Origin of the sequence: Bacillus sp. MZGC1, from assembly GCF_002998605.1 — a bacterium.
Lineage (GTDB): Bacteria > Bacillota > Bacilli > Bacillales > Bacillaceae > Bacillus.
In genome coordinates this window covers 128,156-150,419 of sequence record NZ_PVRE01000001.1, presented here as the reverse complement: position 1 = coordinate 150,419, position 22,264 = coordinate 128,156, and the positions used below count along the sequence as shown (strand labels likewise).

The window sequence follows — 22,264 nt, the reverse complement described above, 5'->3', positions numbered from 1 at the left end:
CAAAAGCTCACAATCGTTACCATAGCAGCATTTTTCATCATCAGAAAAATTTATTTTTGGAATCATTACACCCTTTTTTGTGATATGGTTTCTCGCATTTGCTTTAAATTTGTTATTGTTTCCTGCTGCCTTAAGTGAGCAAGTGCAAAATATAGAACGTCAATGACAGTCAGCTGAGCAAGTCTTGCAGACATCGCTTCTGTTCGAAAAGCCGTTTCTTGCGTCGCTGTATACAACGTGACATCTGCAAGCTGACTCAATGGAGAGCGCTGATAGCTTGTAATGCCGATGGTTTTGGCTCCTTTTCCCTTTGCTGTTTTCATCGCATCGAGTAAATCTTTATTACGTCCAAAATGAGATATACCGATCACTGTACTGTGCTGGTCAAGGAGACCAGCAGACATCGCTTGAAAGTGAGAATCTGTGTGAACAATACAGTTGATACCTGTCCTCATAAATTTATGAAAAGCGTCTGTTGCAATGAGTCCAGACCCACCACTCCCATAAAACTCTAAGCGTTTCGCTTCATGTATGATTTGTATGGCCTTTTCTACATCCTCTGGATTCAACAATTGAAAGCTATCCTTTAAAGCGGATATATTCGCCTGAAAAACCTTTTGCATAAAAATCGCTGTATCATCATCAAGACTCATTTCTTCATCTACATAATTAGGCTTTGTTTGGTCTATTTCCTGGGCAATAGCAATCTTCAAATCTTGAAAGCCCTCAAATCCAAGCCTTTTACAAAGACGAAAAATCGTTGCCTCTGAGCTCGCTGTCTTTTTCGCAAGCTCGACAATAGACAAATGGATGATGTCGCGGGGCTCACTCGTAATATGTTCTGCAATTCCTTTCAGCTTTGGCGGCAATCCCCTGCTTGCTGCTCGTATTTTTTCAATACTACTTAAACTGACAGAAGCCAATTGACTTCACTCCTCCCTTATTTATGTGAGCGCATACATTTCCTTATGTTCCCATCTTATAAAAAAGAAGCCTGTTTGCACAGACTTCTCTTTTTATGAATTCATCGTTTTAATCAATAAATCAAAAAAGATTTACTCAAAATTTTATAATATACACTTTTAGCTCAACAATCTACCACATTATTTTCAACTTCATTTTCTATATTTCTTTCCAAAAATCTTAAGCATTTTACCCTTATTTCTTCTAAACTATCACTTAATTCATGTGGTATTAAACTTTCTACATCTTCAAGTTCTGTTCCCAAATGAAGTATATTTATCAGTTCTTCATTTATCCCTTTCTTTTTTAAAACATCGATTGTTCGTGGACTGAACATGAGCTTTTCCGCTTCTTCTATAGTGATTAAACCTTCTTTTAGCGATATGATTATACCAATGATATTTATAACAATAATCCTATCTAAATCTTCATGTGAAGAATATCTTAGTTCTATTTTATTCATAAATCATTTCACACTCCAACCTTTTTTAACTTTCACATCATACACCAAACCAGATTTACTTTGAAAATAATGTACAGAAACCTTTTTTCCGTCTTTATAGCCATCTTTATATACTTTTTTCCAAGTCCCTCCTTCAATCTGTTTTAACTCAGATAACAACTTCTTATTATTTACTGTAACTTTTTTAGTCCCATTTTGAACAGCTTTAAAACCAGCAGGATATTTAGGGGCATATTTTATTGATTTATACAAATGTTTACTTGCTTTCACCCCGTTTACAAAAATAGTCCGGATGACAAGACCCCATACAGCATCGGCTTCTTTATAACCAATTTGGACACTTTTGTCTCTTGAAGAAGCCTCTCGATTAATATTGAATGTTACAGACGGTGAAAATAACGATACAATTAAAGTAAAAATAATGAGAAAAGGAATACGTCTTTTCAATTTAAATTATCTCCTAATATTAACTATATAAAATACAATATAACATACTAGGAATATTATAACTATTTCATTCTGTAGAAAATTAAAATGAATCTTTATACTGTTTAAAAGATATCTCTATCTTTTAACATCTTATTTATTACAATATAAATTCCTAAAGTAATGAATAAAAAAGAATATACCCCTCGGAGATAAAAATTAAAGTTTAAGTCCACAAAATATTCACTAAAATCTAATCATCTAGCGCAAGGACAATATCATTTAACCTACCGAAATATTAAAAGGCCCTTTTCAACTCATTTTTTCATAAAATCGAATTGGTATGATTCTTCTGAATCTTTTCCCCTCTTCACTCGTATATACTAAAAGAGTGATTGATTTGAAAGGAGATCTGTTTGTGGGATATATTTTGTTATTTTCGGTTGTGATCGGTCTGATTTTGACCCTTTTGCTCACACCGCTCAGATTGTTCGTTAGAAAGAAAGGAACAGAACAGCAGGTTCCGCTTATGTGGATTGCAGGCCTTGCTTTGCTGTTCATGGTCGGTATTTTTGTTTTCTATTACATCTCCAATTTAGATCGCAACCCTTCATCCCTATGGTTGATTGGACTTGTTGTGACAGCAGCAGGTGCCTTTTTGTCAGTTGGATTGGAGCGTAAGATCAAAGGCGTGCTGTTTCTTATTCTATTACTGCTCGGTGTTTATATGGCGACAGCTTTTCTATTCAATGCGAATGAGAAATTTGATGTCTCTAAAATGGAACAAAAAGTGGAAATCAAAGCGTTTGATGAGACGGAAACACCTGCAAGTGTACCGCCTCAATTCGCTCGGAACAAAATGAAGAAATCGTTTGGACAGGTTCCGAACACAAGCTACTATGAGCTTGGCAGCCTGCAAATCCAGAAGGTCAACGGTGAGTATGTGTACATCGCCCCAGTGGAATTCTCGGACTTCTTTAAATGGATTCGTTCGGGCAGTACGCCGGGTTACTTTACACTAAGTGCGACCGACTCATCTGCTAATCCAAAGTTTGTAAAAACAGAGATGGTTTATACGCCTTCCTCTTATTTCAACAAAGAAATTGAGCGGCATATCCGGCTTCAGTACCCTGATTTGATTTTCTACGGCGACACCCAGCTGGAAATCAATGATGATGGTAAGCCTTATTACATTCGCACGTATGGCGATTTTATCTCTGCCCGAAACGGCTTTAAAGCTTCCGGCGTAGTCGTTGTTGATGCCAAAACAGGCGCAACGAAGAAATATGCTCTAGATCAAGTACCTGCTTTTATTGATGGTGCTGTTTCACCAGAATCGGTCAGTCTGCAAAACAGTTATTTCGGAAACTATATTCACGGGTTCTGGAACAGTATGTTTGGAAAATCAGATGTGAAGCTGCCTTCAGATGAAGGAACAGAAGCCAATGTAAGTCCAGTGTTTGATTCAAAAGGAGATATGTATTACTTCACAGATTTCACAAGTCCGAAAGAGGGCGTTGATTCGATGCTTGGGTATGCCCTGACAAATGCCCGGACAGGAAAAGCGACTTACTATACCGGTAATCTTGAAGAGTCCTACATGGATTCTCAAGGTGCTCTGCAAATTATTGAAAAACGATTCATCGAGAAGAAATGGAAAGGGCGCATGCCCATTCTCTATAATTTCTATGGAGAAGCCAGCTGGCTCACACCGGTTCTCGATTCAAATGGATTCCTGCAAAACTACTTTATCGTTTCTGCAGCCAATCCTGAAATCGCTGCGTACGCTTCAACACCAAACGAAGCATTGAGAGCCTATAAGACAGCTCTTCAAAAAGGCGGCGGCACCGTCAACAGTTCATCTAAGCAGGAAAAGAAAGAAGCTACAGGAAAAGTCAAACGAGTCTATAAAGAAAAGACCGGTGATTATACAACCGTCACCTTCCTGCTAGACGATGGGAAAAGCTACACCATGTCATCTGAAAAAGAACCTCTTGTCATTTATTTAAAAGAAGGCGATCAGGTCACCATGAAATACACAGATACAGGTGAAATCTTCCTTCCAGTTGATGAAATCAAAATCAAAGGATTATAAAAAAAGACGTTTCTCCTACTGAGGAGAAGCGTCTTTTCTCTCTTTCCTTAACAATTCAACGAGTAATTCTTTATTTTTATTTCCCCCTGTCATTGGTGACTCGACATAGGAGAATTTTCGTTTGAAATCCATTCCTCTCACAGAAATGACAGCCAATTCACCGCCAATGCTGCCTCGCTGGAGGACATATTTAGATAAAACGGAAAGCCCCATTCCGTGGATCACAGCTTCTTTAATCGCTTGATTGCTGCTAAATGTCACAAAGGTCCGTGCTTTCAGCCCATTTGATTTCAGGACGTGCTGTAAGTATTCTCCGGTACCTGATCCCTCTTCTCTTGTGATCCATGTTTCGTTTTGCAATTGATCAATCGTGACATCCTTTTTCTTAGCAAAGGGGTGATCTAATGGCGCCACGATATAGAGCTCGTCTTCTAGAAAAGTTTCGACAGTTAGTTCTTTGTCATTGGTCTGTCCTTCGATTAAACCGATGTCGACATGGAATAAGCGGACATGTCTGGCGATCGCCTCTGTGTTATCAATGACCACCTCAATATCAACATGCGGATAGAGCTGATGAAACTCTGCCAATATTTGCGGCAGCACGTACTCTCCAATGGTGAAACTCGCCCCGATTGTCAGCTTCCCTCTTGCCAGATGATGATGCTCATAAATATCCTGCTTCGCCTGTTCATATAAACGAATGATTTGTTTTGATCGATGGTACAGCATATCCCCAGTTGGTGTAACCGTTAATTGCTTTGGCGAACGATTCAGCAGAACGGTCTGGAATTCCTGCTCCAAGTTCTTAATATGAAGACTGACACTCGGCTGAGAAATCCGCAGCTTTTGGGCTGCTTTTGTAAAGTTTTTCTCTTCCACAACTGTCACAAATGTCTTCAGTGCATCGTAATACATCGGTCCCTCTCCTATCAGAAATCTTAATCCAAAACCTTTCATATATATATCTTACTAATTCCTTCCCAGTGCGTAAAGAAGCGCTTAACTGAAAACAATTTAATAAAAATATTTACTAATTTTTTTAAAGACTCTATACTAGGAGGAGATATTTTCTATAGGAGGTGCTGATTTGGCAGCTAAAATAAAGGACATTGCTGAAAAAGCTGGATTATCCATTGCGACTGTATCTCGCGTACTGAACCAAGATCCCAACCTATCTGTCACGGATCAAACACGCGAAAAAGTATACGCCGCCGCAGAAGCTTTGTCCTATCAAAAGAAAACATTCAAACATTCATTAAAAAAAATCGCCTTTCTCTATTGGATGACCGAAAAGGAAGAGCTTGAAGATATTTATTTTAAATCCATTCGACTGGGCATTGAGGAACTGACCAATACTCGGAGTTTAAATGTCACCGCTTACAATCCATCTGATGGGCTTCATTCCATTGATCCTTCTACAGAAGGGATCATCGCCATCGGCCGATTTAAAACGTCAGAGCTTGATCAATTATATGCAATCACCCAGCATATCGTTTTTATTGATACGTCACCGGATGAAGACCGTTTTGATTCTGTAAAACCAAATCTGAAACGAATTGTTGAAAAGATCATCGATTCTTTTATTGAAAAAAAACACACATCCATTGGATTCGTAGGCGGCACAGACCTTGACCTGAATACGAATGTGCATATTCCAGATATTCGCGAAACGACTTTCCGTGAATATATGATGGCTCACAATGTCCTTGATGAGCGATTGGTCTATGTCGGTCATCATTTCTCAGTAGATGAAGGGTATTCGCTGATGATGAAGGCGATTGATGAGCTTGGTGATGATCTGCCCACCGCTTTTTGTGTCGCTAGTGATCCTCTTGCCATCGGCTGCTTACAAGCATTAAACGAGCGCGGATTTTCTCTGCCGAACCGCGTGAGCGTCTTTAGTATCAACGATATTCATGTGTCTCAATATGTGTCACCACCGCTCACCACGTATCATATCCACACGTCTTTACTTTGTGAAACAGCTGTCGATTTACTGTTAGAAAGACTTGTGGACGGCAGAGCATTACCTAAAACTGTGCTGATTGCCTCAGAACCTGTCTTTCGGAAAAGTACGATATAAACAACTAGAAGCCTCGTCCAATGTGGAGGGCTTCTTTTCTCTCTATATGAGTAAAAAATTTTACTTAATAAATTTAATAAAATATGTTTACTTTTTTTACTTAAGTTGATATTCTCACATTAAGAAAGCGTTTTCTTATCATCTGTGAAAAAAGAACGAGAGGGGATTACCAATGAAAAAGGGAAAATGGGCGACATTATCAGCAGTCGTTGGTACTGCTGTGCTTCTGCTTTCAGCTTGCGGACCGGGAGATGACAATTCAAGCGGTACACATCCGGCATCTACAGGTACAAAGACCTTGCTAGTGTGGGAGGATGTCAAAAAGTCTGATGGGATTCAAGACGCTGTAAAAGAATTCGAAAAACAACATGATGTGAAAATCAAAGTGGTCGAAAAAGCTTATGCCGACCAAATTGAAGCTCTACGTCTAGATGGCGCAGCTGGGACAGGTCCAGACGTCATCACGATGCCTCACGATCAAATTGGATCAGCTGTCACTGAGGGGCTATTACAGGAAATCAAACCAGATCAAAAAGTGATTAACTCCTTCACAGACGAATCGATTCAATCACAAACGGTAGACGGCAAGCTGTATGGTCTTCCTAAATCCGTTGAAACGACGGTGCTTTTCTATAATAAAGACCTTGTCAAAAAGGCACCAACGACACTTGATGGCTGGTATGATCTATCGAAAAAGCTGACAAAAGACGGAAAGTACGGCTTTGTTGCGAAATGGGATGAAATTTACTATGCGCAAAGTGTTTTAGGCGGATCTGGGGGCTATATTTTCAAGCAGAAAAGCGATGGCTCTTATGATGTTAATGACATTGGTCTGAACAACGATGGCGCCATCCAAGGCGGAGAATACATTCAAAAATTCTTTAGCGAAGGACTTTTCCCGAAAGGCATCATTGGGGAACAAGGAATCAATGTCCTCAACTCCTTATTCACAGAGAAAAAAGCAGCAGCTGTCATTTCTGGTCCATGGTCATTTGGTCCATTTAAAAAGGCGGGTATTGACTATGGCGTGGCTGAACTGCCAACACTCCCTAACGGAAAACATATGAGCTCCTTCTTAGGTGTAAAGAGCTACAACGTCTCCTCTTATTCTAAAAATAAAGAACTTGCTGAGAAATTTGTTGAATTTATCACGAACGAAAAAAATGCGAAGAAACGCTTTGAATTGACAGAGGAAATTCCACCAGTGAAAAAACTGATGAAAGATCCAATCATTACGGAAAACGCTAATGCGGATGCTGTTTCAAAACAAACGAAATATGCCACGCTGACACCGAACAATCCTGAAATGGCAGAAGTGTGGAAGCCGATTGATAGTGCATTAGGTCTCATTGCAACTGGTCGTACAGATGTGAAAAAGGCATTTGATGATGCGGTCAATCAAATCGACTCTCAAATTAAAGCAAATCACTCCAAATAACCATCAAATGCGGGTAGTCTATCAAACTGCCCGTAGTTGATCTAATATCATATGAAGTAGGTGTTAGACGTGACGGGTAACCTTGAACTAGACCGCACACACACAGTGGAATCAAAGACACACCGGAGACGGGCGCTAATGTTCTCCTTTATACCCGGGATGGGGCAGATATACAACAAACAGTACGGCAAAGGGGCACTCTTTTTCCTGTTTGGCGTCTCTTTTTTGATTGTATTTTATGATTTATTCAATATTGGCTTTTGGGGTCTGTTCACACTTGGGACGATGCTGCCTCGTGACAACTCTGTTTTTCTTTTAGCCAAGGGGATTATTGCGCTGTTAACAGCTGGTTTTGGTATCGGCTTTTATGTACTCATGATGCGTGATGCTTTTATAAACGGAAAGAAACGTGATCAAGGGGTTCCGCTTCATTCCATCCGTGCTCAACATCATCAGCTCATCGATCAAGGCTTCCCTTACTTAATGAGCACTCCTGCTTTCTTTTTACTTCTATTTTCTGTTGTCTTTCCTATTATGTTCAGCTTTGCGCTTGCCTTTACGAACTATGATTTATACCACTCGCCTCCTGCCAATCTGATCGACTGGGTAGGAATCAAGAACTTTCAAAATATCTTTTCCATTGATATTTGGAGAGACACCTTCATTGATGTACTTGGCTGGACCGTCGTATGGACTTTGGCCGCGTCAACCCTTCAATGTGCCATCGGCATCTTTTTAGCGGTTCTGCTCAATCAGAAGGATTTAAAGGGAAAACGGTTTTTTAGAACCATTTTGATTCTTCCTTGGGCTGTTCCAGGCTTTGTGACCATTTTGGTGTTTGCTGGACTGTTCAATGATACCTTTGGTGCCATTAACAATACACTTTTTGCATCGATAGGGATTGATCCAAAACCATGGCTGACAGATCCATTTTGGAGCAAAATTGCCCTTATTGCGATGCAGACTTGGCTTGGATTTCCTTTTGTTTTCATTATGACAACAGGCGTTTTGCAGGCGATTCCCGAGGATTTATATGAGGCTGCGACCATCGATGGAGCCAATTTTTTTCAGAAATTCCGGTCCATCACGTTACCGCTTGTTCTCTATTCCATTGCACCCATCCTTATCACACAATATACGTTTAACTTTAACAACTTTAATATTATCTACTTATTTAATGGCGGGGGACCGCCTGTTGCGGGGTCAACCGCTGGAGGAACGGACATCTTGGTTTCTTGGATTTATAAACTTACGATGCAGTCCTCTCAATATGCACTCGCTGCGGCTGTCACGATTTTACTTTCAATCTTTGTCATCGCCATTGCACTCTGGCAGTTTAAGAGAACGAATTCATTCAAAGAGGAGGACATGATGTGATATGGGATCAAAACAAAACAAGCTCATTCGCCTGAGCATTACTTATTTTATCCTTTTCATTGCCTCCATTTGTATTCTATATCCACTGCTTTGGACAATCGGTGCTTCCTTTAATCCTGGAAACAGCCTCATGAGTACAAGTATGTTTCCGAAGAATCCAACGTTCAGCCACTTTACCGAGCTCTTTTTCGGTCAGGGAGCACTTTATGCAAAATGGTATTGGAATTCAATGAAGATCAGTATTGCGACTATGCTCTTAACGTTAATTCTTGTCAGTTTTACAGGCTATGCCTTTTCCAGATTCCGTTTCAAAGGACGGAAAAATGGGCTGATGCTCTTTTTGCTGTTGCAAATGATTCCGCAATTTTCAGCGCTGATTGCGATTTTTGTTTTGGCTCAAATGCTTGGACTGATTAACAGCCACCTTGCACTAATTTTGATTTATGCAGGCGGGCAAATTCCGATGAATACGTATTTAATGAAAGGCTATCTTGATGCGATTCCGAAGGATCTCGATGAATCAGCCAGAATGGACGGCGCAGGGCATTTCCGGATTTTCATCCAAATTATTATGCCGCTTGCTAAGCCGATTTTGGCGGTTGTTGCCATCAACTCTTTTACAGGACCACTGGGTGATTTCATCATCTCCAGTGTCATTGTCCGCTCACCCGAAATGTATACGCTCCCGATCGGTCTGTACAATCTTGTGTCAGACAAAATGGGGGCCAGCTACACGACCTTTGCAGCCGGGGCTTTACTCATTGCGATTCCAGTCGCTTTATTGTTTCTTGTTTTACAAAAACAATTTGTATCCGGCCTCACACAAGGCGGGACAAAAGGATAAGGGGAGATTTGATGAAAAAATGGATGCTCGTCACGGTTGTCGTTTTCTTTTTTATGGGGTTAGGTATTTTGCCTGAAGCAAAAGCCGATACGATTTTTGTTCAGCCGATCAATGGACTGCAGGGTGATTTCGTCAAAGGAGCCGATATCTCTATGCTTGCAGAAGTAGAGAGAAGCGGGGGCAGATACTTCGACCAGAACGAAAAACAGGTGGACCCGCTCAAGCTATTAAAGGAAAAAGGCGTCAACTATGTGCGCATTAGACTGTGGAACCATCCATACGACAACCAAGGCCGTGCCTATAACGGTGGGACAAATGATTTAAACACAGCCATCGCTCTATCGAAACGTGCAAAAGCACAAAATATGAAAGTGCTGCTTGATTTTCACTACAGTGATTTCTGGACTGATCCTGGTAAACAATTCAAACCGAAAGTGTGGGCATCTCTTTCACAAAGCGATTTAGAAAAAGCGGTCGGCACTTACACAGGGGATGTACTCAAAGCGATGAGAGCACAAAATGCCCTTCCGAACATGGTTCAGGTTGGGAATGAACTGAACTCAGGCATGCTGTGGCCAAATGGAAAGAGCTGGGGTGAAGGCGGCGGGGAATTTGATCGGCTCGCCGCTTTGCTAAAGGCTGGCACAAATGCTGTCCGCTCTGTCGATTCTAACATCAAAATCATGCTTCACCTTGCACACGGAGGGGACAATGGTGCGTCCCGCTGGTGGTTTGATGAAATCACAAAACGAGGCATCTCATTCGATACGATCGGTCTATCTTATTACCCGTATTGGGACGGTGGATTTAATGGTCTGACGTCTAATATGAATGATATTAGTGCCCGCTATCACAAAGACGTGATTGTTGTGGAAACCGCCTATGGGTTTACGACAGCAAATGGCGACAACCTAGAGAATTCATTTAATCAAGACTCTGTCAAAACAGCCGGCTACCCGGCTTCACCTCAAGGTCAGGCATCTTTTATACGAGATCTATCAGAGAAAATTTCACAAGTAAAAAACAATCGCGGAAAAGGGTTCTTTTATTGGGAGCCGCTTTGGATTCCAGCGAAAGGCGCTCCGTGGTCTAGTCAATACGGGCTGGCTTATATCCAAACAACCGGTACAGTCGGAAATGCTTGGGAAAATCAAGCGATGTTTGATTTCAACGGAAAAGCACTGCCTTCTCTTGATGTATTTAAACAAATGACACCGTAATTAAAAGGATAGGACGTGACAAAATGGGAAAGCGTTACCCACTCGTTCACCCAAATGTGAAAGGCTTTTTGCATGGTGGCGATTATAATCCAGATCAATGGCTCCATATGCCGGAGATCATTGACGAAGATTTTCGATTAATGAAGCTTGCACACTGTCAAACATTCTCCATCAACATTTTCGCATGGAGTAAGCTAGAGCCAAAAGAAGGGCAGTATGATTTTGCATGGCTGGATGACATCATGGACCGCTTGGCAGCTCAGGGGGCTCACGCCATTCTCGCAACGCCAAGCGGGGCAAGACCTGCTTGGCTGTCACAAGCATATCCAGAGGTATTGCGCGTCGAAGCGAACCGTCAGCGTAATTTACATGGACTGCGCCATAATCATTGCTTCACCTCACCGGTTTATCGAGAAAAAACGAATACACTCAACCGGCTGCTGGCTGAACGCTACAAGGATCATCCAGCACTGATTATGTGGCACATTTCGAATGAGTACGGCGGCGAATGTCATTGTGATCTTTGCCAGGAAGCATTTCGGGACTATTTGAAAGACAAATACAATCATGACCTTGAAGTTTTGAATCAAGCATGGTGGACGGGTTTTTGGAGCCACACGTATAGTGACTGGTCACAAATCGAATCACCTGCACCGCACGGGGAGCACATGATTCACGGGATGAACCTAGACTGGAAACGCTTTGTCACAGCGCAAACGATCAATTTTTATCAAAATGAAATTGAACCGCTGCGGGAATTGACGCCTCATATCCCAGTGACCACCAACTTTATGGGCGACTACCCGCATATGCGCCCATTCCTTGGGCTGGATTATCATCAATTTGCAAAAGAGGTCGACGTGATTTCATGGGATAGCTATCCAGCATGGCATAGCGGCAGGGAAACAACCTCCGAATTAGCGTCAAACGTCGCCTTCGTTCACGATTTATATCGTTCATTAAAGGACGGTCAGCCATTTCTCGTTATGGAGAGTACACCGAGCCTTGTGAACTGGCATGAAGTGAATAAGGTCAAACACAAAGGAATGGCACACCTTTCTGCCATACAGGCGATTGCCCACGGATCAGACTCCGTGCTTTACTTCCAGTGGCGCCAAGGCCGAGGTGCCTCCGAGAAATTCCATGGCGCCGTAGTCGATCATTCCGGACATGAACATACGCGCGTGTTTCAAGAAGTCGCTGATCTAGGGAAACAATTGGAGCAGCTGCAGCCCATTGCGGGCACGTCCGTACAACCAGAAGTCGCCATCATATACGATTGGGAAAACCACTGGGCCATTGATGATGCACAAGGCTTAAATAATACAAACAAACGCTATGTAGAGGCTTGTCAAACTCACTATCGAAGCTTTTGGAAAAAAGGCATCCCTGTTGACATTGTCGGCATGGAAAAGGATTTCTCATCCTATCGTGTGCTGGTTGCTCCAATGCTCTACATGATCAAACCAGGCGTCGCAGAAAAAATCGAAGCCTTTGTCAAAAAGGGCGGTATTTTTATCGCGACATATTGGAGCGGCATGGTCGACGAAAATGACCTATGTTTCCTCGGTGGTTTCCCCGGCCCTCTCCGTCATGTACTTGGCATATGGGCTGAGGAAATCAACACATTGATGCCAGATGAACATGTGTTAATAACCACAGGGAATGGACGCACCTACCATGTCGGGCAATATTGCGAATCCATTCATCCTGAAACGGCCTCTGTGTTAGGGCATTTTGAGAATGGCTGCTACGAAGGACAGCCAGCCCTTACTGTCCATCCTTTTGGAGATGGAAAAGCATACTATATGGCTTCCGAAAATGAGCAGATTTTTTATGATGAGTTCTACGAGGATCTCATCGCAGGAATGGGTATACAGCCCGTCCTATCATCTGTGATTCCAGAGGGAGTTAGTGTACAAAAACGAACAGATGGCACGCAAGACTATGTATTTATGATGAATTTTACAGAAGAGCAGCAGAACATATCACTAGATTCAGCGGAAAGCTATGAAAATATGCTGTCTGAAGAGCAGGTGCCAGACCAGCTTCAGCTTGACCCTTACGAGTACGTCATCTTGAAAAAATAATTTGAAAGAAGCGTTCATTCATTGGACGCTTCTTTTATTTTAACGATTCCAAATACCTATATAAATATATTTGCTTGTAGAAATGCCCTTGAATCGTTATATTTTATCTAAATTTTTTGACATGTTTGATACCGCGCCGTGAATGGATTCACCATCCTTTTTTACCATTGTATAGGTATGAAAGCGGTTGCCTAATACTCATATTTTTGATACCCTTTTTTTCAATGCAGATATGGGACTGCATTGTCATAAAAAGAGCAAGAAAATGTAAACGGTTTATTGTAGGGGGAGGGACTTATGTTAACGTTTGTTGGATTATTGATTATTTTAACGATTGTTGTATTGCTGATTTGGGGGAAAGCAAGTCCAATTGTTGCCATGGTCATGGTGCCTTTAATCGGGGCATTCATCGCAGGATTTGGAATCAATGACATTCAATCTTTCTTTGAAGAGGGGATTATCAAAGTACTGCCAGTGGCGACCATGTTCATCTTCGCCATTTTATTTTTTGGTATTTTACAAGATACAGGGTTCTTTGAACCTGTAATAAAAACACTGATTAAACTGACAAAGGGAAATGTTGTCACGGTTGCGATGGGAACAGCTCTAATAGGAGTCATCGCTCATTTAGACGGAGCAGGAGCGACTACATTTTTATTAACTGTACCTGCACTGCTTCCACTTTATAAAAAATTACATATGAGTCCGTACTTATTGCTGTTATTGATCGGGACAAGTGCCGGCTTAACGAATATGGTGCCGTGGGCTGGCCCCACAGGACGGGCAGCGAGTGTCCTTAATATGGACCCATCTGAACTTTGGGTGCCGCTCATTCCCATTCAGCTCATTGGGGTCGTTCTCGTATTAGGAATGGCATTTATTTTAGGAAAAAGAGAAGAAAAACGCATTCGGGTCAAAATCGCCGCAAATGAAATCGCTGCTGTTCAATTAGAAGGCGCAGATTGGGACCGGGCTATTCAATCCATTAGCGAGACAGGTGATGCCGCTTTAAAACGTTATCACTTGATTTGGGTGAATTTCATTCTGTTTGTAGCCGTTGTTGTCCTTCTTGTGCTCAACGTGATTCCGGCTAGTTATATGTTTATGATTGGTCTTTCTCTCGCACTATTAATTAACTATCCGAAAGTGGATGTACAAATGGAGAGAATCAAGGCGCATGCACCTAGTGCACTCATGATGGCTGCCGTTATTTTCTCCGCAGGTTCATTTTTAGGAATTCTCGAAGGAACGGGCATGCTAAAAGCTATTGCTGTGGACAGCATTCAGATTCTACCTGCTTTCCTGCTTCCATTTTTACATATCATTGTTGGGATGTTTGGGGTACCGCTGGATATGCTGACAAGCACAGACGCCTATTATTATGCTCTACTTCCAATTGTCGAATCGATTACATCTGAGGTTGGCGTGTCGGGCACTTCCGCTGCGTATGCCATGATGATTGGAAACATCATCGGAACCTTTGTCAGTCCACTCGCTCCAGCCGTTTGGCTTGCGATAGGTCTTGCGGGAGTCGATATGGGGAAACATATCCGCTACTCCTTCTTTTGGATGTGGGGATTCAGTATTATCCTTCTGTTCGTGGCGATGCTGATCGGTATCATTTAAAAAAGAAAGACATGCGTACAACGACGCATGTCTTTTTCTTTGTATTTATGAAGGATATTCACTCGTGTGAATGTCTGTTTTCGGCTTTCTAATAAGAGACATCAATCCAATGATAAACAATAGAACCATTGGAGCAAATGCAAGGCCGACTGTTCCAATCAAAAGAGTCACAGCAGACACCAAGAAAAGAATACCTGAAAGCACGGCACGGCGGTCTGTTTTCAAGAAAATCACACCGACAATCGATAGCACAGCCGCAATTGCGGAAACGACCATGAACTGAGTACCAAATGCATTAACCGAAGCCTGAAGCGTTTCAATCGGCAATGTTTCTCCTTCCTCTTGTAACACTTCATTGATTTGATCATAAAATGATGGACCTAAGGAGAGAATTAATGCTCCAAATCCAACACCAATGGCATTGAGGACAATACTAATAATCCCCATAATTTTTTCACCTTTCCGTCTAATCATGTGTAAACCTCCTAAAAAGTTAAATTAACTGCCTGTTTTCACTTCTCGCTTTTGGAAGACAATTAAGGCAATCGCCAAGAAAATAGCCCAATAGATGACTAGGACTGTTAATGAGAATCCTAGAGACATACCTTCGATAAGAGTAACCTCTTCCATAAAATATTGAGATGGATCATTTGCAAATAACAAATATTTTGCCCAATCAAAGAAGAGCATTAAAATACCTGTAATTGATCCACCCACAATATAAGCTAACACACTAATAGCGATGGAGATAGCTTCACTTCTAAATACTGTAGAAATGGCGAACGAAAGTGTTCCCAGTACGACAAACATTGCACAATGAGCAAGATAATAAAAGACCATATTTGCAAACTGCGAACGTTCAATCACTTCACCATTTTGATAGACCAAATTCACATAATCAGTGTTGAGGCCGAAGAAAATGGCACCCAATATAAATGACAAGATAAACAGTACCACAACAAGTAAAAGAGCATATAGCTGCACCGTAATATATTTAGATATTAGGATCTTTAGCCTTGATGGTGGGCGAATCAATAATAATTTAATTGTACCATGCTTGTATTCAGCCGAGACAATGGTGGAAGCAATAATGATCACAAACACACCTACAAGCTGAAGTAAATTGGCGTTTGTTTTCACATAATCCCATACACTGTCACTAAACTGATTAGCTGGCGGTAAGTTATGCTTGATTCGATAATCATTAATAGCGATCTCTTTTTCAAGGCTTCTTTTAAAGAAACCATTTTCTGTTTCTTTGAGTTCCTTCTTGTTCTCAGTATTCATCATTTCTAGTTGGTCTTTCCAAGCTCCGGATGATTGATCTTCGTCATTTGTTTTAAGTGCAAAGATCAGTGTAGCAATCATACCTAAAACAAGAAGTCCAACCATAATCCAAGTTCCAACACGATAACTGATCTTCATCCACTCGTTTTGAATGAGGCGAATCATACGTCTGCCTCCTTTTTACCTGTTAAGCTTAAGAACTTATCTTCTAAGGTTTGTTTTTCTATTTTGATTTCGTACAAATGAATGGACGCGTCACTCAAATGACGAATCAATTCCGGCATTTTCTCTTCTGGCAAGGAGAAGAATAAATACTGCTCCTCTTCTCTTACAGTCGTGCCTTCCTCAAATACACCAATGAGCTTCTGCGCTTCTTCCAGCTCACCGGATGCGACCTTCATTCGATAATTGACCAGTTCGTCTTGATTCGTCTCTGTACGCTGATCCTCAATCGCAATCAGCTTTCCTTTTTGGATAATCGCAAAACGATCACACATCAATTCCATTTCTGACATGAGGTGACTTGAAACAATAACAGCCAGCCCTTCTTCCTTTGCCAGCCTTCTCAAGTAATCTCGTATCATGCGAATTCCCTCTGGATCAAGTCCATTGGTCGGCTCATCTAATATCAGCAGTTTCGGTCTATGTATAAGAGCCTGCGCAATGCCTAAACGCTGCTTCATTCCTAATGAAAACGTACGGACACGCTTATGTTTCACGTGCTGTAAGCTGACCAGCTCTAGCAGCTCATCAATTCGCCCTTCATCCACTTTCCCATTCATTCTGGCAAAGTGAACAAGATTTTGTCTGGCTGTTAAGTGATTATACATTTCTGGGTTTTCAATAATGGCACCAACATCTTGGATGGCATGCTGATATGAGGATTGAATACTATGACCATTAATCAGAATGTCGCCAGATGTAATTGGAGAAAGACCGACCATCATGCGAATGGTTGTTGTTTTCCCTGCGCCGTTTGGTCCTAAGAAGCCAAAGACTTCGCCCGCTTGGACAGAAAAGCTCAAGTCTTGAACGATCTTTTTCCCGTGAATATGCCTAGATACATTATGCAGTTCTAAAACGTTCGTCACGTTACCTCTCCTTCTTTGTCTAAGTATCATCTATCATCTATTTCCTGATAAACACCATGATCCGTTAAAAATAGAAGAACACTTCCATATGGTACAGCAATGCCCAAAAGTTGTGAAGGGGATTAGGCAAAATTTAGCGAATCATCTGCCTTTTTTAAGGTAGGGTTAAGAAAACAGCAATTTTTTATGTGAAAAGAGGCTTGATTTTTTTAAAAAATGAACCTTTTTCAACAGGTATATATGTATGGAATTCTGTTTAAGATTATTCCTTTCACCTATAAATAAAGAAATAAAAAGAGGCCTCTTACTGACAGCCTCCTTTCGTTATTATACTTTTTTCACAAACTCTGATTTTAACTTCATTGCGCCAAAGCTAGGAATTTTACAATCAATGTTATGATCGCCTTCCACTAAACGAATGCCTTTGACCTTCGTCCCTATTTTTAAAACGGAAGAAGAACCTTTTACTTTTAAATCTTTAATGACAGAGACCGTGTCCCCGTCACTTAACAGATTTCCATTTGCATCTTTGACAACAAGCTGCTCCTCTGCCGCTTCTTCTTGTTCTAGCGACCATTCATGCGCACATTCAGGACAAACCAGCAGACTGCCATCCTCATAAGTATACGTTGAACTGCATGTAGGACAATTCGGTAGATTAGACATTTGTGTTTCCTCCAACTTTCTATTTTATTTCATACAATTTTACCACATTTCTATAGAAAGGATTGTGATAGAAAAGGAAACATTTTTCAACGTTTACTTATTTCTTCCAATTGATATAGCAGCCGCAATATTCCGAGCGGTTCTCTCTACATGAAGAGCCCCATCTCTCATCGCCTCAGAAAGAGAAGTTACACCTGGAACGATACTAAAAAGTGCATCAATTCCATGCTCATGTACAACTGCACTGTCTTTTGAGAGGGAGCCCGCAATACCAATCACAGGCAGGTTATACTGCTTTGCTGCTTTGGCTACACCAATTGGCGTTTTTCCATAAATGGTCTGCTGGTCAATCCGGCCTTCCCCAGTAATGACAAGGTCTGCCTCCTTGATGACATCATCAAAATGAACTGCCTTCAGCACAATATCAATTCCTCTTTGCAAATCGGCGTGTAAAAAGCCTAATAAACTCGCACCAAGTCCTCCTGCCGCTCCTGCCCCTGCTACACCTTCAAAAAATACATTGAACTGTTTTTCTGCTACTTGTGCAAAATGAGCTAAGTTTTTATCTAACACTTGAACCGTTTCTTTATCAGCACCCTTTTGAGGACCAAATACAGCAGATGCTCCTCTTTCACCCGTTAAAGGATTGTCCACATCACAAGCTGCCTCCAGCCGAACGGATTGCAGTCTTGGGTCAAGTCCAGATAGATCAATAGAAGCTAATTGATGAAGGGCTCCACCGCCTCGCGATAGCTCCTGTCCTGCATTATCAAGAAAAGCCGCACCTAATCCTTGCATCATCCCAACGCCGCCATCATTTGTTGCACTTCCGCCAAGCCCAATGATGACATGCTTCGCTCCTTGATCCAGTGCCGCAAGCATTAATTCCCCTGTTCCTCTCGATGTCGTGAATAAGGGATTGCGTTTTTCTTGCGGAACAAGGTGTAACCCAGAGGCTGCGGCCATCTCTATGACGGCAGTCTGACCGTCCCCTAACATGCCAAAAAAGGCATCAACAGGCTCCCCAAGCGGGCCTGTGACCACTTGATTGACAATGTGCCCGCCCGTCGCATCAACTAGCGATTGAACAGTTCCCTCTCCTCCATCTGCCATTGGAAGTTTGATATATTCAGCGTTTGGCAAAATCGCATGAAATCCTCGTTCAATGGCACATGCTGTCTCATATGCAGATAAACTTTCTTTAAATGAATCTGGTGCAATCACAATTTTCATCCTAAAGCCCCTCGTTTCCTATCAAATGTCATCAGCCAAACAACTGGAAAACGCCGAATATAATGGTCGATACGACGGTTAATGTCAAACCAATTAACGATTCAAATGGCATGAGTTTCAACCGCTCTTTGATGTTCATTTGAACACTTCCTGCTGTGGCATGGAAAAAGCTCCCGTGCGGCATATGATCTAGCACTGTTGCCCCAGCATGAATCATGGCTGCTCCTGAAAGAGCAGATACGCCAAGGCCAATTAATGTACCGCTAAATACGCCACTCGCTACCGCCGTTCCTGCTGTTGTCGAAGCGGTGGCGGCTGACATAAATATCCCTGAAGCTGGTGCAAGTAAATACGGAGGTAATCCCGATGCATCGAGTGCTTGAATAAACACATCTTTTAAGGAAGAATTCGATACAATTCCTGCTAGTGTGCCTGTCCCTAATAACATAATCGCTACACCCGACATTTTATGAAGCCCCGATATCGCATAATCATTGAGAAACTTCCCTTTTTTCATGAAAAGAGCGCCTACAATGCCTCCGATCGGTAAGGCGATCATTGGGTCTATATTGATTTGAAAAAGCGGTCTTAAAGCCAACAATAAAATGGTGACAAGCGGACCCGCAAGTGCTTGAAAAAAAGCTGGCACTTGAACTTTGCTTTGCGCAGTTTCCTCTTCAAGAACAGGTGTCCCTTTTTTTGCAAGCTTTTTGGCTAACACATATGTAACAGCCAATCCAAACACAGCCGGGATGACACCCGCAGCCATCATTGAAGTAAGCGGTACACCAAAAGCATCAGAAGCGGCAATGGCATTCGGATTCGGTGACATGATATTCCCTGCCTTCCCGCCTCCAATCATGGCAAGTAGAATCCCCGTTTTCGACAGCTTTGCCCGTTTGGCAATGGCAAGTGCAATGGGCGCTACCGTGATAACAGCTACATCTACAAAAACGCCCACTGTTGTTAAAATCATGGTTGCCAGTGCGAGTGCTAATAACGCCCTCGCCTCTCCAAGCTTTTTCACGATAGCCTCGGCGATAGTTAAAGCTGCACCCGACTCAATCAAAACGCCAGCTAGTACACCTGCCGCCATAATTCTGAGGACAGCCGGAATCATATCCTTAGCGCCTTCCATCATGACGTTGACGGTCTGAACAATATCTACACCGCCTGCCAAGCCGCCTATGAAGGCACCTGCCAGCATGCCATATGCAGGTGATACTTTTTTTAGAATAAGAACAATCGCTATCACAAGCGCCGTCACGGCTCCCAGTGTACTTACTGTCACATCTCCACTCATCCTCGATCTCCCCCAAAATGTCTTTCTCCAATTGTAAGCGTTTACTAGTGGGGATCGGGTTGTGAATCTAGATGAATTTTTTTAATTTATCCCTTCATTCCATTGTGCATATGCACAATCAAGATAGTTGACTCATCAACTGCGCCATATAAAGCTCCATCAACTGTTTCACATGACGGGGATTTTTTCCGGTCAATGCTTGAATTTTATCTAAACGATATCGCAAAGTATTCCGGTGAATAAATAAACGATCAACAATTCTTTGTAAATCTCCGCCCTCTTCAATGTAAATCCTTAATGTTTGGGCGAGCTCCGCTTCCTGTGTTAATGGATTGTAAAAGTCAGTCCATCTAATCTCCTCTTCAACAGCTCCTGCAGTGAGGAATAGCCTTTCCAACTGATAAGATTTAAAAAAATAAATACTCTCCTCGGAATCAAGAGTTTTCCCCAACCTCAAGGCATCTCTTGCGTGCTCAAAAGACAATGGCAGCCGGCTTATGTCGTCAGCGACAGTCCCTATCCCCACCAGCACCTGACCTCCTACTGCTTTTTCCATTGTTCTTTGCAGCTGCCCTGCCACATGCTTTAAACGATGATCAGGGATCGGCTGCCTTAAAAGAACCAATTCATGACGAAAGGTCATGCCAAGCAAATCATCCGCATTCTTATCGTATTGAATCGCATGCATCATTTTATGCACAGCGTCTTCCGAGGATGGAACTGGCTGAAAAACGATGACCATTCGGCGCTTATCTAAATCCATTCCCAGCCATGCAGCTCGGTTCTTTAGCTGATGATCACCAACGTCCGAATCAGAAATTAACTGATTGACAATTTCACTCTCTATTCTTTGCCGCCACTGAATTCGTTCAAGCAGAAAAGACTGCTCTAACACAAGCTCAGCTGCCATTTTCACCAGCTCGGCATGATGCCGAATGTCCTCTGGCTCACCAGTAATTCCAATCACACCAACTACTTGTTCACGAAAGCAAATAGGCAAATTGATTCCAGGTCTCACTCCTTCTAAGCGTAAGGACGCCTCATGGTCAATTTCCATACTGTTCCCGCTTGTCAGCACAAGTCGTGCACCATCATGTTTCTGACCAATCCTGTTTCGTTCACCAGAACCAATTATGACACCATCTGCATTCATCACATTAATGTTTTTATCTAAAATACGCATCGTACGTTCAACCATTTCTTGCGCCAATTCAGCAGTTAAAAATTGCATGAGGCATCTCTCCTGAGGCTGTTTTCATTCAATGTATCATAGTGTCATTGCACAATAAATGCAAAGTGTTCAAAAATGAGGCATTGACAAAGGGACATTGAAAAGTGTTTAATCAAATCAAAGGATCGACCGACAGTCTAGTCAAAAGAAAGGATGGCTTTATGAGAACCGTTAAACATCCTGAAGAACGTAAAAATGACATCTTAAACGCAGCCGAAGAGCTTTTTTCTACCAAAGGCTATCAGCAAACAACGATTATCGACATTCTGAAAGCTGTTGGCATTGCAAAAGGCACTTTTTATTATTACTTTTCATCCAAAGAAGAAGTGATGGATGCCATTATTGACAGGATCATCAAAGCAGATATCATCGTGGCAAAGCGTATTGCGGCTGAGCCAGACCTTCCAGTCGTCGACAAACTATTTCGTATCATCATGGCACAATCGCCTCAGCAAGGAAGCAATAAACAGGGGATGATTGAACAATTCCATCAGCCTTCTAATGCAGAGATGCACCAAAAAAGCTTAATCAAAGCGATTAAAGAACTATCACCCGTATTGGCAGACGTCATTCAGCAAGGGGTGGAAGAAGGAACATTCAAAACAAAGTTCCCGCAAGAAACGGTTGAATTCCTTCTTGCTTCTGCGCAGGTCATATTTGATGAGGGCCTTTTTCAATGGACAGCCGAAGAAAGTATACAGCGCGCTCTAGCTTTTATCGATATCCTCGAATCCTCATTACATGCAGAAAAGGGGAGCTTCTCCTTTCTTCTAAAGCGATTAACTGGAGAGCTGGATGAAAAGAATTAGTGATTGGTCACTTCAATAC

General features: G+C 42.0%; 20 protein-coding genes. 9 read left to right on the top strand and 11 right to left on the bottom strand.

Translation table 11 applies throughout. From position 1 onward, the window contains the following. Positions 1 to 65: 65 nt before the first annotated feature. From C6Y06_RS00705 to C6Y06_RS00695, 3 genes are all read right to left on the bottom strand, one after another. Positions 66 to 923 (bottom strand): MurR/RpiR family transcriptional regulator, encoded by an 858-nt coding sequence (locus C6Y06_RS00705; RefSeq protein ID WP_106036368.1) that lies wholly within the window; start codon positions 921 to 923, stop codon positions 66 to 68. A 164-nt stretch (positions 924 to 1,087) separates the two neighbouring features. Beyond that, positions 1,088 to 1,426 (bottom strand): DUF3969 family protein, encoded by a 339-nt coding sequence (locus tag C6Y06_RS00700; RefSeq protein ID WP_045210169.1) that lies wholly within the window; start codon positions 1,424 to 1,426, stop codon positions 1,088 to 1,090. Positions 1,427 to 1,429: 3 nt separating this feature from the next. Beyond that, positions 1,430 to 1,873: a hypothetical protein gene (locus tag C6Y06_RS00695; RefSeq protein WP_024427564.1), complete on the bottom strand. Its 444-nt coding sequence runs from the start codon at positions 1,871 to 1,873 to the stop codon at positions 1,430 to 1,432. Positions 1,874 to 2,270: 397 nt separating this feature from the next. Between C6Y06_RS00695 and C6Y06_RS00690 the strand changes: the two genes are divergently transcribed. Continuing rightward, positions 2,271 to 3,947 carry a hypothetical protein gene (locus tag C6Y06_RS00690; protein ID WP_106036367.1) on the top strand — a complete coding sequence of 559 codons (1,677 nt, stop codon included), beginning with the start codon at positions 2,271 to 2,273 and terminating at the stop codon, positions 3,945 to 3,947. Positions 3,948 to 3,962: 15 nt separating this feature from the next. On the opposite strand, the gene C6Y06_RS00685 is transcribed toward C6Y06_RS00690, so the two are convergent. Beyond that, positions 3,963 to 4,862, bottom strand: coding sequence for a LysR family transcriptional regulator (locus C6Y06_RS00685; RefSeq protein WP_034660520.1), 900 nt, complete (start codon positions 4,860 to 4,862; stop codon positions 3,963 to 3,965). Positions 4,863 to 5,034: 172 nt separating this feature from the next. Here C6Y06_RS00685 and C6Y06_RS00680 point away from each other — a divergent pair, with 172 nt between their 5' ends. From C6Y06_RS00680 to C6Y06_RS00650, 7 genes are all read left to right on the top strand, one after another. Then, entirely contained in the window at positions 5,035 to 6,030 is a 996-nt protein-coding gene (locus C6Y06_RS00680; protein ID WP_060597629.1) for a LacI family DNA-binding transcriptional regulator, read from the top strand. A gap of 172 nt (positions 6,031 to 6,202) precedes the next feature. Next, positions 6,203 to 7,468 carry a galactooligosaccharide ABC transporter substrate-binding protein GanS gene (gene ganS, locus C6Y06_RS00675; protein WP_106036366.1) on the top strand — a complete coding sequence of 422 codons (1,266 nt, stop codon included), beginning with the start codon at positions 6,203 to 6,205 and terminating at the stop codon, positions 7,466 to 7,468. 138 nt (positions 7,469 to 7,606) lie between these two features. Beyond that, a complete protein-coding gene (locus C6Y06_RS00670; protein WP_060597630.1) occupies positions 7,607 to 8,845 on the top strand; it encodes a carbohydrate ABC transporter permease in 1,239 nt (412 codons plus the stop codon). A gap of 1 nt (position 8,846) precedes the next feature. Then, complete coding sequence (locus C6Y06_RS00665) at positions 8,847 to 9,689, top strand: sugar ABC transporter permease (RefSeq protein ID WP_012011808.1); 843 nt, start codon at positions 8,847 to 8,849, stop codon at positions 9,687 to 9,689. Positions 9,690 to 9,700: 11 nt separating this feature from the next. After that, positions 9,701 to 10,909, top strand: coding sequence for a glycoside hydrolase family 53 protein (locus C6Y06_RS00660; protein WP_106036365.1), 1,209 nt, complete (start codon positions 9,701 to 9,703; stop codon positions 10,907 to 10,909). A gap of 23 nt (positions 10,910 to 10,932) precedes the next feature. Next, the gene (locus C6Y06_RS00655) at positions 10,933 to 12,999 is read left to right on the top strand and encodes a beta-galactosidase (RefSeq protein WP_034660527.1); all 2,067 of its coding nucleotides are present in this window, start codon (positions 10,933 to 10,935) and stop codon (positions 12,997 to 12,999) included. A gap of 297 nt (positions 13,000 to 13,296) precedes the next feature. Beyond that, positions 13,297 to 14,625: a CitMHS family transporter gene (locus C6Y06_RS00650; RefSeq protein WP_034660528.1), complete on the top strand. Its 1,329-nt coding sequence runs from the start codon at positions 13,297 to 13,299 to the stop codon at positions 14,623 to 14,625. A gap of 45 nt (positions 14,626 to 14,670) precedes the next feature. Here the strand turns inward: C6Y06_RS00650 and C6Y06_RS00645 are convergent, their stop codons facing one another. From C6Y06_RS00645 to C6Y06_RS00615, 7 genes are all read right to left on the bottom strand, one after another. After that, positions 14,671 to 15,099, bottom strand: coding sequence for a DUF4064 domain-containing protein (locus C6Y06_RS00645; protein ID WP_034660529.1), 429 nt, complete (start codon positions 15,097 to 15,099; stop codon positions 14,671 to 14,673). 24 nt (positions 15,100 to 15,123) lie between these two features. Then, complete coding sequence (locus C6Y06_RS00640) at positions 15,124 to 16,077, bottom strand: ABC transporter permease (protein ID WP_034660531.1); 954 nt, start codon at positions 16,075 to 16,077, stop codon at positions 15,124 to 15,126. Beyond that, positions 16,074 to 17,003 carry an ABC transporter ATP-binding protein gene (locus C6Y06_RS00635; RefSeq protein WP_034660532.1) on the bottom strand — a complete coding sequence of 310 codons (930 nt, stop codon included), beginning with the start codon at positions 17,001 to 17,003 and terminating at the stop codon, positions 16,074 to 16,076. Before C6Y06_RS00635 ends, C6Y06_RS00640 begins: the two co-directional genes overlap by 4 nt. A 327-nt stretch (positions 17,004 to 17,330) precedes the next feature. Beyond that, on the bottom strand, positions 17,331 to 17,669 hold the full coding sequence (locus tag C6Y06_RS00630) for a zinc ribbon domain-containing protein YjdM (protein WP_034660533.1): 339 nt from the start codon (positions 17,667 to 17,669) through the stop codon (positions 17,331 to 17,333). Between the two features lie 93 nt (positions 17,670 to 17,762). Continuing rightward, entirely contained in the window at positions 17,763 to 18,902 is a 1,140-nt protein-coding gene (locus tag C6Y06_RS00625) for a glycerate kinase (protein WP_106036364.1), read from the bottom strand. 31 nt (positions 18,903 to 18,933) lie between these two features. Then, positions 18,934 to 20,205 (bottom strand): GntP family permease, encoded by a 1,272-nt coding sequence (locus C6Y06_RS00620; RefSeq protein WP_106036363.1) that lies wholly within the window; start codon positions 20,203 to 20,205, stop codon positions 18,934 to 18,936. Between the two features lie 118 nt (positions 20,206 to 20,323). Next, positions 20,324 to 21,436, bottom strand: a complete 1,113-nt coding sequence (locus tag C6Y06_RS00615; protein ID WP_106036362.1) for a CdaR family transcriptional regulator — start codon at positions 21,434 to 21,436, stop codon at positions 20,324 to 20,326. 161 nt (positions 21,437 to 21,597) lie between these two features. Here C6Y06_RS00615 and C6Y06_RS00610 point away from each other — a divergent pair, with 161 nt between their 5' ends. Next, entirely contained in the window at positions 21,598 to 22,245 is a 648-nt protein-coding gene (locus C6Y06_RS00610) for a TetR/AcrR family transcriptional regulator (RefSeq protein WP_066031508.1), read from the top strand. Positions 22,246 to 22,264 lie beyond the last annotated feature (19 nt).